The sequence below is a fragment of the Pseudomonas sp. B10(2017) genome (genome assembly GCF_002113295.1).
Classification (GTDB): Bacteria; Pseudomonadota; Gammaproteobacteria; order Pseudomonadales; family Pseudomonadaceae; genus Aquipseudomonas; species Aquipseudomonas pudica.
Genome location: NZ_NEJU01000030.1, coordinates 1 through 12,807, shown reverse-complemented (window position 1 = coordinate 12,807; position 12,807 = coordinate 1). Strand labels below are relative to the sequence as shown.

The 12,807-nt window shown below is 63.8% G+C and carries 15 protein-coding genes; 7 read left to right on the top strand and 8 right to left on the bottom strand.

Annotated elements, in window-relative coordinates; translation table 11 throughout:
- Positions 1 to 76 precede the first annotated feature (76 nt).
- A complete protein-coding gene (locus CAF92_RS24835; protein ID WP_085602218.1) occupies positions 77 to 826 on the bottom strand; it encodes a 3-oxoacyl-ACP reductase family protein in 750 nt (249 codons plus the stop codon).
- Positions 827 to 944: 118 nt separating this feature from the next.
- Here CAF92_RS24835 and CAF92_RS24830 point away from each other — a divergent pair, with 118 nt between their 5' ends.
- Positions 945 to 1,883: a LysR family transcriptional regulator gene (locus CAF92_RS24830; protein ID WP_085602217.1), complete on the top strand. Its 939-nt coding sequence runs from the start codon at positions 945 to 947 to the stop codon at positions 1,881 to 1,883.
- Between the two features lie 115 nt (positions 1,884 to 1,998).
- On the opposite strand, the gene CAF92_RS24825 is transcribed toward CAF92_RS24830, so the two are convergent.
- Entirely contained in the window at positions 1,999 to 2,469 is a 471-nt protein-coding gene (locus CAF92_RS24825; RefSeq protein ID WP_085602216.1) for a GreA/GreB family elongation factor, read from the bottom strand.
- Positions 2,470 to 2,471: 2 nt separating this feature from the next.
- Positions 2,472 to 2,870 (bottom strand): hypothetical protein, encoded by a 399-nt coding sequence (locus tag CAF92_RS24820; protein WP_046615487.1) that lies wholly within the window; start codon positions 2,868 to 2,870, stop codon positions 2,472 to 2,474.
- Positions 2,871 to 3,000: 130 nt separating this feature from the next.
- Between CAF92_RS24820 and earP the strand changes: the two genes are divergently transcribed.
- Positions 3,001 to 4,128, top strand: a complete 1,128-nt coding sequence (gene earP / locus CAF92_RS24815) for an elongation factor P maturation arginine rhamnosyltransferase EarP (protein WP_085602215.1) — start codon at positions 3,001 to 3,003, stop codon at positions 4,126 to 4,128.
- Positions 4,129 to 4,176: 48 nt separating this feature from the next.
- Positions 4,177 to 4,746 (top strand): elongation factor P, encoded by a 570-nt coding sequence (gene efp, locus CAF92_RS24810; RefSeq protein WP_013971530.1) that lies wholly within the window; start codon positions 4,177 to 4,179, stop codon positions 4,744 to 4,746.
- A 217-nt stretch (positions 4,747 to 4,963) separates the two neighbouring features.
- Here the strand turns inward: efp and CAF92_RS24805 are convergent, their stop codons facing one another.
- From CAF92_RS24805 to CAF92_RS24795, 3 genes are all read right to left on the bottom strand, one after another.
- Positions 4,964 to 5,392, bottom strand: coding sequence for an organic hydroperoxide resistance protein (locus CAF92_RS24805; RefSeq protein WP_046615485.1), 429 nt, complete (start codon positions 5,390 to 5,392; stop codon positions 4,964 to 4,966).
- A gap of 141 nt (positions 5,393 to 5,533) precedes the next feature.
- On the bottom strand, positions 5,534 to 5,989 hold the full coding sequence (locus CAF92_RS24800) for a MarR family winged helix-turn-helix transcriptional regulator (RefSeq protein ID WP_046615484.1): 456 nt from the start codon (positions 5,987 to 5,989) through the stop codon (positions 5,534 to 5,536).
- A gap of 58 nt (positions 5,990 to 6,047) precedes the next feature.
- Complete coding sequence (locus tag CAF92_RS24795; protein WP_085602214.1) at positions 6,048 to 7,001, bottom strand: LysR family transcriptional regulator; 954 nt, start codon at positions 6,999 to 7,001, stop codon at positions 6,048 to 6,050.
- Between the two features lie 113 nt (positions 7,002 to 7,114).
- Here CAF92_RS24795 and CAF92_RS24790 point away from each other — a divergent pair, with 113 nt between their 5' ends.
- Entirely contained in the window at positions 7,115 to 7,864 is a 750-nt protein-coding gene (locus CAF92_RS24790; protein WP_085602213.1) for a sulfite exporter TauE/SafE family protein, read from the top strand.
- Between the two features lie 28 nt (positions 7,865 to 7,892).
- On the opposite strand, the gene CAF92_RS24785 is transcribed toward CAF92_RS24790, so the two are convergent.
- Entirely contained in the window at positions 7,893 to 8,744 is an 852-nt protein-coding gene (locus tag CAF92_RS24785) for a LysR substrate-binding domain-containing protein (protein ID WP_085602233.1), read from the bottom strand.
- Between the two features lie 96 nt (positions 8,745 to 8,840).
- On the opposite strand from CAF92_RS24785, the gene CAF92_RS24780 reads away from it, so the two are divergent.
- Both CAF92_RS24780 and CAF92_RS24775 read left to right on the top strand, forming a co-directional pair.
- On the top strand, positions 8,841 to 9,059 hold the full coding sequence (locus tag CAF92_RS24780; protein ID WP_013971536.1) for a DUF1127 domain-containing protein: 219 nt from the start codon (positions 8,841 to 8,843) through the stop codon (positions 9,057 to 9,059).
- A 145-nt stretch (positions 9,060 to 9,204) separates the two neighbouring features.
- Positions 9,205 to 10,425 (top strand): winged helix-turn-helix domain-containing protein, encoded by a 1,221-nt coding sequence (locus CAF92_RS24775; protein ID WP_085602212.1) that lies wholly within the window; start codon positions 9,205 to 9,207, stop codon positions 10,423 to 10,425.
- Here the strand turns inward: CAF92_RS24775 and CAF92_RS24770 are convergent.
- Complete coding sequence (locus tag CAF92_RS24770) at positions 10,406 to 11,752, bottom strand: class II 3-deoxy-7-phosphoheptulonate synthase (protein ID WP_046615479.1); 1,347 nt, start codon at positions 11,750 to 11,752, stop codon at positions 10,406 to 10,408. The genes CAF92_RS24775 and CAF92_RS24770 overlap by 20 nt on opposite strands.
- 116 nt (positions 11,753 to 11,868) lie before the next feature.
- Between CAF92_RS24770 and CAF92_RS24765 the strand changes: the two genes are divergently transcribed.
- Positions 11,869 to 12,624: a spermidine synthase gene (locus CAF92_RS24765; RefSeq protein WP_085602211.1), complete on the top strand. Its 756-nt coding sequence runs from the start codon at positions 11,869 to 11,871 to the stop codon at positions 12,622 to 12,624.
- Positions 12,625 to 12,807: the final 183 nt, after the last annotated feature.

Genomic DNA, 12,807 nt, shown 5'->3' with positions numbered 1-12,807 from the left:
CACAGGGTTTGAGGCCGGCGGGATACCTGTGGGAGCGGGCGCGCCCGCAAAGAGGCCGGAACAGGCAACCCTTCAATCAGGCAGCAAACCCGCCATCGACCGTCAGGCTGGCCCCTGTGACATACCCTGCCTCAGGCCCCGCCAGGTAAGCCACGAAGCTGGCAATCTCATCCGCCTCGCCATAGCGCCCGATCGCCATCAGCGGGATCAGGCTGTCAGCGAACTCGCCGCTGGCCGGGTTCATGTCGGTGTCCACCGGCCCTGGCTGCACGTTGTTCACGGTAATGCCTTTCGGCCCCAGGTCACGTGCCATGCCGCGGGTCAGGCCGACCAGCGCGGATTTGCTCATGGCATAGGGGGCGCCACCGGCAAACGGCATGCGCTCGGCATTGGTGCTGCCAATGTTGATGATGCGCCCGCCTTCGCCCATGTAGCGTGCCGCAGCCTGGCTGGCGACGAATACGCTGCGCACGTTCACCGCCAGCATGTGGTCGAAGTCGGCCAGGTCGAATTCGGTCACCGGCGCTACCGCCAGCACACCGGCGTTGTTGACCAGGATATCCAACCGGCCGAAGGCCTTCACGGTGTCATCCACGGCCAGTTGCACGGCCGCTGCGTCGGCGCTGTCGGCCCGCAGGGCCAGGGCCTTGCCGCCGTTTTCGGTAATTTCCTGAGCCAGCGCCTGCGCCGGGCCGGCGGAACTGACATAGGTGAAGGCCACCTGTGCACCTTCACGGGCCAGGCGTCGCACGATGGCCGCGCCAATGCCGCGGGAACCGCCCTGTACCAGGGCTACTTTGCCTTCGAGAGTGTGTTGCTTGGACATGCTGATCTCCTGCTGGAAGCCAGGCCGGAATGCCTTGGATGGGCGCAGTATCGGCGCTTGATTACCTGCTGATAAGATGGCAATCACTATCAGCAGAGTAAACCTTTGGTTGCCAATCATGGCCATGGAATCGTTCAACGCGTTGGAGTGCTTCATCCGCAGTGCCGAAGTGGGCAGCTTTGCCGAAGCCGCCAGGCGCCTAAGCATTACCCCGGCTGCCGTGGGCAAGCATGTTGCCCAGCTGGAAGCGCGCCTGGGGGTGCGGTTGTTCCAGCGTAGTACCCGCAAGCTGACCCTGACGGAGGCAGGGCAGCGATTTTTGGGCGAGGTCAGTGACAGCTTCCGCACCATCCAGTACGCCGTGGCCAACCTGGCCAGCAGCGAAGGCCAGCCGGCCGGGTTGTTGCGGGTGAGCATGGGCACGGTGTTCGGGCGCTTGTATGTGTTGCCATTGCTGGGCGAGTTCTTGCGTCGCTACCCGGCCATTACCCCGGACTGGCATTTCGACAACCGCCAGGTCGACCTGATTGGCCAGGGCTTCGATGCGGCGATTGGTGGAGGCTTCGATTTGCCACCAGGGGTGGTGGCGCGCAAGCTGACCCCGGCGCACAGGGTGCTGGTGGCATCGCCGGCATATTTGGGCCGGTATGCGCCGATTGACGACCCGCAGGTATTGCAACGGCATGACGGTATCCTGATTCGCTCGCCGCAGACCGGGCGGGTGCGATCATGGCCGCTGACCAGCCGTCGGCAGGTGCAGCAGCCATTGCAGTTGCGCCAGACGATGACCATGAGCGATTCGGATGCGGCTTGCGCGGTGGCCGAGCAGGGCCTAGGGATTGCCCTGGTGAGCTTGCCCTTTGCCGTGCCGTACCTGGAGGGCGGGCGGCTGCAGCGGGTGCTGCCGGACTGGTATGTGGACGATGGGCATATCAGCCTGTATTTCGCCGAGCACAAACTGTTGCCGGGCAAGACCCGGGCGTTTGTCGATTTTGTGGTGGAACAGTTCGAAGAGCAGGGGTTGGCGCGACGGTTCGATGCCTTGCAAACCCTTTAGAAGTGTATTGCCTGAACCGGCCCTATCGCCGGCAAGCCAGCTCCCACGGGTGCAGCGTTGATCTCGGGGTTGTCGCTGTACCTGTGGGAGCTGGCTTGCCGGCGATAGGGCCGGTTCAGACAACATCGACTATGAACAATACCTGTGCCGCCAGGCTCACCTCATCATCAACCTTCCTGCCGACCAGCTGCTGCCCCAGCGGCGAGCGCGGTGTAATCACCGTCACCAGCCCATCCCCCTCGCCAATCTTCAACCCCGCAGCCTCCGGCCCGAGGAACAGTCGGCGCTGCCCGCCATCTTCATCTTCGAGCGTCACCAGGTTGCTCACCTGCACCCCGCGTGCCGGGTCATAATCGCGCAGCAGCAGTTGCTGGTAGGTCACCAGCGCCTTGCGGATCTCGGCGCTGCGGCGGGCCTGGCCGGTGGCCAGGTACGAGGCTTCCAGGCCCAGGGTGTCGTACTTGTTCTCGGCGATGTTTTCTTCTGCAGTGGCGGCTTCGTACGCGGTTTGCGCCGCGCGGGTCAGCACATCCAGGTCATGCTCGAGGGTGGCGACGATCTGCGCCAGCAGGCTGGGCTTGTCCATGGTCAGTAACAGAACTCCAGCACGTTGGCCTGGCTTTTGTCGGTGGGCGCGGTGCGGTTCTGCTGCAGCCAGAACTGGCATTTGGGGCTGTTGAGGTTGCGCGGGTTGCCCTGGGCAGCGTCGGCGGCCTGTTGCAGCTCCTGCTTGTGCAGGATGTCCTTGTAGCGTTCGAACATTTCCGCCTGGGCATCCGCTGCAGGGGCTGGCGCTGGCGGCGCGGCAGGCCGGTACGCGGCGGGGGCCACGGCCTGGGCCAGAGGCTGTATCTGCTGTGGCCACAATTGCAGGGCCAGCCACAGGCTGGCGGCGATGGCCACGGCGCCCAGCCACAGTCCAAAGGCAACGCACACGATCAATGGCAACGGCTTGAGGGTGATCTTCAGTTCACGGTGGCGCGGCATGGCAGCCTCCTGGCAGGGTGTTCGGGGTGCATTGTCGCATGCGCCTGGGCATTTTTCCGCGCAGGCGCTTTTGTCAGCGACAATTTATGCGCAGAATGCGCGGTTTTTCCGCTGGGCGAGGGCAGGGCACATGAAAGCCACCTGGGATATCTTCTGCAGCGTCGTCGACAACTACGGCGATATAGGCGTGACCTGGCGCCTGGCCCGGCAGCTGGTGGCAGAGCACGGCTTGGCAGTGCGGCTGTGGGTGGATGACCTGAATGCGTTCACGCCCATGTGCCCCGGGGCCGATGCCACCGCCCCGCAGCAGTGGCAGCACGGTGTGGATGTGCGCCAGTGGCCGGTGACCTGGTTGCCAGTGGCGCCGGCCGATGTGGTGATCGGTGCCTTCGCCTGCCAGTTGCCAGCAGCTTATGTAGAGGCAATGCGTGCTCGCGCCACGCCGCCGCTGTGGTTGAACCTCGAATACCTCAGTGCCGAGGACTGGGTGGAGGGTTGCCATGGCTTGCCTTCGCCGCAGCCCAACGGCTTGCGCAAGGTATTTTTCTTTCCCGGCTTTACCGAAAAAACCGGTGGCCTGCTGCGCGAGGGCTCGCTGCTGGCGCGGCGTGATGCGTTCCAGCAAGGCGCCCGGCAGGCGTTCTTGCAGGGGCTTGGCGTAAACCCTGAAGCGGGAACGTTGCTGATTTCCCTGTTCGCCTACGAAAACCCCCAACTGGGCAACTGGCTTGATGCTCTGGCCTCGGGCGAGCAACCTTGCCACCTGCTGGTGCCGCAAGGGCGCGTTGTCGCGGGGCTCGGCCAGTGGCTTGGCGAGGCGGCGCTGCAAGTGGGCAGCGTGCGCAAGCGAGGGGCGCTGACCGTGCAGGTGCTGCCTTTCGTCAGCCAGGACGACTACGACCGGTTGCTGTGGAGCTGCGATTTCAATGCCGTGCGCGGCGAAGACTCGTTCGTGCGCGCGCAGTGGGCCGGGCAGCCGATGCTGTGGCACATCTACGTGCAGGACGAGAATGCCCATTGGGAAAAGCTCGAAGCGTTTTTGGCGCATTATCGACACGGGCTGTCAGACGATGCCGATGCCGCCCTGCTTGGCTTGTGGCGTGCCTGGAACATGGACCGCGACATGGGCCAGGCCTGGCAGGCGGCCCGCCAGCACTGGCCGGAACTGCAACAGCATGCCCGGCTTTGGGCAGCGCGACAGGCCGCTCAGCCGGACCTTGCCACAGCGCTAGTACACTTTTACCGAAATTCGCTATGATACGCGGCCTCGATTTTTATAAATCCATCCAGATTCGGATACTTCGTAATGAAAACTGGTAAAGAACTGAAACCCGGTACCGTCCTGCGGATCGACAACGACCCGTGGCTGGTTCAAAAAGCTGAGTTCACCAAGTCGGGCCGTAACAGCGCGATCATGAAGACCAAGCTGAAGAACCTGCTGACCGGCTACAAGACCGAAACCGTCTACGGTGCAGACGACAAGCTGGACGACGTTATCCTGGATCGCAAAGAAGCGACCCTGTCGTTCATCAACGGTGATGAATACACCTTCATGGACACCACCGACTACACCATGTACGAACTGAACGCCGAGGACATCGAAGCCGTTCTGCCGTACATCGAAGAAGGCATGGAAGACGTCTGCGAAGCCGTGTTCTTCGAAGGCCGCCTGGTATCGGTTGAACTGCCGACCACCATCAGCCGCCAGGTTGTCTACACCGAGAACGCTGCTCGCGGCGACACCTCGGGCAAGGTCATGAAGCCTGCCAAGCTGAAGAACGGTACCGAGATCTCGGTTGCCGACTTCATCCAGATCGACGAGTGGATCGATATCGACACTCGCGACAACAGCTTCAAAGGCCGTTCCAAGAAGTAATCCTTCTTGTGAAACGCAAAAAACCCGGCCTTGGCCGGGTTTTTTCATGCCTGCGTTTTTGCAGTTCTCGATGCTTGCTCTTGCTTTTGTGGGAGCGGCCTTGTGTCGCGAAAGGGCCGCAAAGCGGCCCCGGCGATCTCAAGGTGTACCCGAGATTCCGAGGCCGCTTCGCGCCCCATCGCGACACAAGGCCGCTCCTACAGGGGAAGCGTGAACTTCAGACGGTCACGTGCAGGCGCACATCCACATTGCCGCGGGTGGCGTTGGAGTACGGGCACACCTTGTGTGCTTTTTCCACCAGCGCTTCGGCATCGGCCTGGGCCAGGCCCGGCAGGTTGATGTGCAGGTCGATGTCCAGGCCGAAACCACCCGGAATCTGGCCGATGCCCACCTTCGCGGTGATCGAGGAGTCCGCCGGCAGGGCTTTTTTCTCCTGCCCGGCCACGAACTTCAGTGCACCGATGAAGCACGCCGAGTAACCGGCGGCGAACATCTGCTCGGGGTTGGTGCCGTCACCGCCTGCGCCGCCCAGTTCCTTGGGGGTGCTCAGGCTGACCACCAGTTTGCCGTCACTGGAGCGGGATTTGCCATCGCGCCCACCGGTGGAGGTAGCTTCTGCGATGTACAGTGGAGTGACCTTTTGCATCTTGAGCCTCGCTAATGTGCTGTGCGCTCGCCGTGTGGAGGAGGGCGCGGGTTGGTGTGGGATTTAAATTAGCGCGCAATTAGTTAGTGCGCAAGATAAATCGTCACCGCTCGTCCGAACGGCCATTGCACAGCATAGCTGTCAGAGGGTTTTCTGCAGGTTCTCGCGCAGCGCCAGCAGGTCGGCCTGCAGCTGTTGCAGCTGTTCCAGGCTGCGTCCGCTGGCCTTGAGGATGCACTGCGGCACTTCCTTGGCCTGCTGCTGCAAGGCGCGGCCCTTGTCGGTCAGCTGCACCAGTACAACCCGTTCATCTTCGCGGCTGCGGTTGCGCTGCAGCAGGCCTTCGCTTTCCAGACGCTTGAGCAACGGCGTCAGCGAGCCGGGGTCGGTGAGCAGGTGCTGGCTGATCTCGCCTACGGTCAGGCCGTCGTGCTCCCACAGCACGAGCATGGCCAGGTATTGCGGGTAGGTCAGGCCCAGGGCCTGCAGCAGCGGTTTGTAGACCTTGGTCATCAGCAACGAGGTGGAGTGCAGGGCGAAACAGACCTGGTTGTCCAGCAGCAGCTCGTCACAGGAGGCTTGGTTGTTGGCGTTCATGCAGGTCCTTGAAGGTAATCAATGGGAAAGTCTGGCACGCGAATCGTCAGTGCGCGCTTTATTCGCGCAGTTCACTGCGCAAGGCCAGGTCCCAGGGTGGAATCGGGCTGAAGCGGCTCTTGAGAAATTCGAGCAGCAAACGGCTGCGAGAGTTCGTTTCATGTTCCAGGCGAAGCGCATAGATACCGCTGGTCTCCGCTTCGGGCAAGCCACCGTCGCAAAACAAAGGTATCAACTCGCCACGCAGCAGGTATTCGCTGATCAGCCAAGTAGGCAGGTGGGCTATGCCTAAGCCGGCGAGGGCGCCGAACAGAAGGGTTTCGGCGTTGTTGGCGGCCATCCGCATGCGTGAGGGGCGGTACAGGTGGGTTTGCCCGGCCACGTTGAAACGCCAGGCAAATGGCGGCGCCAGGCCATCCCAGTCCAGGCCGTCGTGCCCGGGCAGTTCGCTGGGACATATTGGCATGCCGCGGCTGGCCAGGTAGGCCGGGCTGGCGCAGGCAATGCGCACCATGTAGGCCAATGGCGTGGCGACCAGCCGGGTGTCGGCCAGGGGGCCGGCGCGCAGCACCAGGTCGACCTCGCCAAGGTGGCTGCCATGCAGGTCGACGAAGCTGTCGATCAGGCGCAGTTGCACATCCAGGCCTGGGTAGGCGACCAGGAAATCGGCAATGGCCGGGGCCAGGTGGCGGCGGCCGAATGCCGCCGGGGCGTCGATGCGGATCAGACCTTCGGGTGCATTGCTCAGCGACACCGCTTCGGCGCGGGCGAGGCGCAGTTCCTCGATGATGCGCCTGGCCCGTTCGGCAAAGGCGTTGCCGGCAGGCGTGGCGCGCACGGCGTGGGTGCTGCGGGTGAACAGGCGGCTGCCCACGGCGCTTTCCAGGTTGTCGATGCGCCGGGCCACGGCCGACGGGGTCAGCGGGTGGCGGCGGGCGGCGGCAGAAAAGCTGCCGGTTTCCAGCACATCGAGGAACAGGCTTAGCTGGTCGGTCAGGGTATCGGGGTTCATGGCTGCCTTGCTTTTGCGAAAAACGCATAGCCATTGTGCGCTGCTATGCGTTTCCCCGCCAGCCCGCACTCGTTAGCATGCTCGCATTGTGTGTACAGGCGGATGAGGCCCTGATGATCGAATGGTTGTTGTATATCGTGCTGGGCGCAGCCCTGGGGACCATGGGTGGCTTGTTCGGCATTGGCGGTGGGCTGATCGCGATTCCGGCGCTGGGCGTGCTGTTTGGCCTGGATCAGCAACTGGCGCAAGGCACGGCGCTGGTGATGGTAGTGCCCAATGTGCTGCTGGCGCTGTGGCGTTATCACCAGCGTAACCGCATCGAGTTGCGCCATGCGGTGCCGCTGTCGCTGTGCAGCTTCGTGTTCGCCTGGCTGGGGTCGATCTGGGCGGTGGGGCTGGATGCGCAATCCATGCGCCTGGGTTTTGTCGGCTTCCTGGTGGCCCTGGCGGTGTGGAACGTGGCGCGGATGTTCATGAAAGTATCGCCGCCCAGCGCCGAGTTGCGCTATGCCTGGCCGTGGCTGGGTGTACTTGGCAGTTTTGCCGGGACCATGGGCGGCTTGTTCGGGGTGGGTGGGGCCGTGGTGGCCACGCCTATCCTGACCAGTGTGTTCGGTACCACCCAGGTGGTAGCGCAGGGGCTGTCGCTGGCGCTGGCGGCGCCGAGTACCTTGGTAACCCTGGTGACTTACGGGGTGCACCACAGTGTTGACTGGGGGGTGGGGATTCCATTGGCGTTGGGCGGCCTGCTGAGTATCAGCTGGGGGGTGAAGTTGGCCCATGCATTGCCGGAGAAGGTGTTGCGGGCGATGTTCTGTGTGTTTTTGGTGGGTTGTGCGGTGATGCTCGGGTTCGAGCTTTGAGATTTTGGGGCCGCTTTGCGGCCCCAAGTTATTTGAACCCTTCGACAATGTAGTCGGCCATGCAGTCGGTAATTGGCGAAGGGTTCTGGGTACTGCGCACCAGCATCACATTGGCCACCGGCAACTGCGGCAACCCTTCGCTCTCGCCCAGAATGCGGATATTCCCGCCAATCAGGCTCTGCAACTGTGCGGTCACCGCCAACCCTGCGGTGACGATGGCAAAGATCGCTGCCAGGCTCGGGCTGGTATAGGCGATGCGGTAGTCGATGCCCTGGGCCTCCAGGGCATTGCAGGTCCAGGCCCGGCAGAAGCAGTCAGTGTTGAACAGGGCTACCGGCATGGGGCGTTGCTCGTGCGGGCAGAAGCCTTCCGCGGCGGCCCAGACCAGGCGTTCCTGGCGCAGCAGTTGGCCAATCTCGTTGCCCGGCTCACGGGTGACGATGGTCAGGTCCAGGTCCTGGCGCAGCATCAGTTGTTTGGAGGAGTCGCAATGCACCTCCACCTGCACCAGTGGGTAGGCCTGAGCAAAGCTCGACAGGATGGTCGGCAGGAAGCGCATGGCATAGTCGTCCGGCGTGCCGATGCGTACTACCCCGACCATGTGCGGCATGCGCAGGGTGTTGAACACTTCCCCATGCAACTTGAGGATGCGCCGCGCATAGCCCAGCAGCACCTGGCCCTCGGCGGTCAGGCGCACCTGGCGGCCGTCGCGCTCGAACAGCTGGCGCTGGAGGATGTCCTCTTCCAGGCGTTTCATTTGCATGCTCACCGCCGACTGGGTGCGGTTGACCACCTCGCCGGCGCGGGTGAAGCCGCCCTGCTCGGCGATGGCCACGAAAGTGCGCAGTACGTCCGCATCGAGGCTCTGGTACTGGGACATTGCATCAATCTCCGAGATGCATGGCATCAGAAACATTCGTTGGATTGATCTTATGCCTGGCAGGAGACTGGAGCCATCAACACGGAGGGCTTCACGATGAAAGGTCATGTCAGCAGCATCCAGCAACCTGCCTTTTCCCTGAACCACCTGTGGCATGCCGCCCTGCAGCGCCCGGCACGCTGGCTGCAGCTGTACCGCCAGCGCCAGGAACTGGCCAGCCTCAGTGACGCAACCTTGCACGATCTGGGGTTGAGCCGGGCGGATATCCAGCAAGAGGCCGAGCGGCATTTCTGGGATGACCCGCTGCGCAAATAGGCTAAGTTTGTCGGTGGAATCACTGGCCTCTTCGCGGGTGAACCCGCTCCCACAGGAACTCCACATTGCCCGAGGCCAGTGGTATCCCTGTGGGAGCGGGTTCACCCGCGAAAGGGCCAGTGCAGACACCACAAGGAGTTCAGGCTTGCCCCTCAAGCTGTCCATCAACCAGGCCCGCCGGCTGGCCCTTTCTGCCCAAGGTTTCGGCAAGCAGCCAGAATCGGTGCCGACGCGGCCGGCACTCAAACGCATGCTGCAACGCCTGGGCGTGTTGCAAATCGATTCGGTCAACGCCCTTGTCCGCTCCCACTACCTGCCGCTGTTCTCACGCCTGGGCCACTACTCGCCTGCCGCCCTCGACCAGCTCGCCTGGGGGCGTGGCCGCCAGCGCCTGATGTTCGAATACTGGGGCCACGAAGCCTCGTTGCTGCCGCTGAGCCTGTACCCACTGCTGCGCTGGCGCATGGCCCATGCCGCCGACGGTCGTGGCATCTATCGCCAGCTCGCGCAGTTTGGCCGCGAACGCCAGGACGTGATTGCCCGGGTACTGGCCGCCGTCCGCGAACAGGGCGCCCTCGGCGCAGGCAGCCTGTCCACCCGCGAGGAGCGGGCCGGCCCCTGGTGGGACTGGAGCGAGGAAAAGCACGCACTGGAGTGGCTGTTCGCCGCAGGGCAAGTGACGGTCGCTGGCCGGCGCGGCTTCGAGCGGCTTTACGATTTGCCGGAAAAGGTCCTGCCGAAGGCGATCCTCGATCAACCTTTGCCCAGCGAGACCGAGGCGCATCAGGGCTTGATGCTGCACGCCGCCACGGCCCTGGGCGTAGCCACCGAGCGTGACCTGCGCGACTACTTCCGCCTGGAACCGGGGCAGGGCAGGGCTGCACTGGCCGAACTGGTGGCTGACGGCCGCCTGCAAGCGGTCGAGGTGCAAGACTGGAAGCAGCTCGCCTACTGCGCCGGCGCACCGCGTATCCCCCGGCGCATAGAGGCCAGCGCACTGTTGTCGCCGTTCGATTCACTGGTCTGGGAACGCAACCGTACCGAGCGCTTGTTCGAATTCCGCTACCGCCTGGAAATCTACACCCCGGCGCACAAGCGGGTGTACGGCTACTACGTGCTGCCGTTCCTGTACCACGAACGCATCGGCGCACGGGTGGACTTGCGCGCCGAGCGCGCCCAGGGGCAACTGGCAGTGCATGCCGTGCATGTGGAGGCCGCAGGCCTGGACGAGGAAGGTTACCAGGCCCTGGCCGGCAACCTGCTGCGCCTGGCCAGTTGGCTGGGCCTGGAAAAGGTGCAACTTAACTGCCCGCGCAAGGAGGGCAGCCAGTTGCGCCAGGCGCTGCTCAGCGCCGCACCTGCTTGAGGGTTTCGGCAATCAGGAATGCCAGCTCCAGGGACTGGTCGGCGTTCATGCGCGGGTCGCAGTGGGTGTGATACCGGTCGGACAGCGCATCCTCGGTGATCGGCCGGGCGCCGCCGATGCATTCGGTGACGTTCTGCCCGGTCATCTCGATGTGGATACCGCCGGCATGGCTGCCCTCGGCCTGGTGCACCTGGAAGAACTGCTTCACCTCATCCAGGATCTGCGCGAAGTCACGGGTCTTGTAACCGCTGCTGGCCTTGATGGTGTTGCCATGCATCGGGTCGGAGCTCCACAGCACCTTGCGCCCTTCGCGCTCGACAGTGCGGATCAGCCCCGGCAGGTGTTCGCCAACCTTGCCGGCGCCCATGCGCACGATCAGGTTCAGGCGCCCGGGATCGTTGGCCGGGTTCAGCGTGTCGATCAGGCGGATCAGCTCCTCGGGGTTCATGCTCGGGCCAACCTTGACCCCGATCGGGTTGTGCACGCCGCGCAAAAACTCCACATGAGCACCGTCAAGCTGGCGGGTGCGGTCGCCGATCCACAGCATGTGCGCCGAGCAGTCGTAGTAGTCGCCGGTCAGGCTGTCCTGGCGCACGAAGGCTTCTTCATAGTTCAGCAGCAGTGCTTCGTGGGCGGTGAAGAAGCTGGTTTCGCGCAGCTGCGGCGCGCTGTCCAGGCCGCAGGCGCGCATGAATGCCAGGGTTTCGTCGATGCGGTTGGCCAGCTGGTGGTACTTGTCGGCCAGCGCTGAATTGGCGATGAAGTCCAGGTTCCACTTGTGCACCTGGTGCAGGTCGGCAAACCCGCCCTGGGCGAAGGCGCGCAGCAGGTTGAGGCTGGCGGTGGCTTGGTGGTAGGCCTGCAGCAGGCGCTCCGGGTCGGGGATGCGGCTTTTCGCGTCGAAGCCGATGCCGTTGACGATGTCGCCACGGTAGGCGGGCAGGGTGATGTCGCCGATGGTTTCATCGCCCGATGAGCGCGGCTTGGCGAACTGCCCGGCCATGCGCCCGACCTTGACCACCGGGCAGCCGGCGGCGAAGGTCATGACAATGGCCATTTGCAGCAGCACCTTGAAGGTGTCGCGGATTTTCGCCGCCGAGAACTCGGCGAAGCTCTCGGCGCAGTCGCCACCCTGCAGCAGGAAGGCGCGGCCTTCGGTGACCTCGGCGAACTGCCGGCGCAGCTCGCGTGCCTCGCCCGCGAACACCAGCGGCGGGTAACTGGCCAGGGTCTGTTCGACCTTCAGCAGGTGCGCGGCATCGGGGTAGGTCGGTTGCTGCTGGATTGGCAGGGCACGCCAGCTGTCGGGGCTCCACGGTTGGTTCATCTCGGGCTCGGTCTTGTCGGTTGTAGGCTATGGGCCATGGTAACAGTTGGCGCTGCGCTTGTTGCATCAAGGGTGTTGGCGGACAATGCGCGTTTTTGCGCGGGTGGGTGGTGAGCATGGCGGCGGAACGGGAAGAGCGGCTACTGGCACGGGTGGAGGACGCCTTTGGTGTCATCAGCGTGTATGAAGTCGACGACTACCGCTTTCTGGAGTTCGGCGATGCGATCGAGCAGAGCTGCGTGTTCACGGCCGACCCAAGCTGGCTGGAATACGACTATACCCGCGCCATGCTGGTGGGGGCGTTGTGCCACGAGCAGCCGGAGAGCGCGCTGTTTCTCGGCCTGGGGGCCGGCACGCTGACCCAGGCCTGCATGAAGTTTCTGCCGCTGGACGACATCGAGGCCATCGAACTGCGCCCGGACGTACCGCGCCTGGCCATGGAGTACCTGGGCCTGGACGATGACCCGCGGCTGTATGTACGCAGCGGTGATGCCCTGGAGCTTTTGCCCACGGCGGAGAAGGCCGACCTGCTTTTCGTCGACCTGTACACCGACCATGGGCCGGGGGTGGGGCACCTGGCGTGGAACTTCCTGGAGAACTGCCAGCAGCAGCTGAACCCGGGTGGGTGGCTGGTGATCAACCAGTGGGCCACCGACGACGGCAAGCCGCTGGGCGCGGCGTTGCTGCGCGGGTTGTACCACCGGCATTACTGGGAGCTGCCGGTGAAGGAGGGCAATGTGATCCTGCTGGTGCCGGCGGACCTGGAGCAGACGCTGGACCTGGATGGGCTGAGGGCCCGGGCCGAGGCGCTGGCGCCGCGCCTGGGGTACAGCCTCGAGGGGCTGATCCGCGAGATTCGGCCGGCTACCTGATGAATCTGGGTCGAGGCTGCTGGCCCTATCGCCGGCAAGCCAGCTTGTGTCTTGAGAGGGGATTAGAATCTGAAGTGAGAGCGGTGAATGGCAAGCTGAATGCCAGAGGTGCCTTGAGCACGTGTGGGAGCACAAGCTGCCATTCACCGTTCCACTTTGGCGAGAGCCCGAACAGTTGGATGA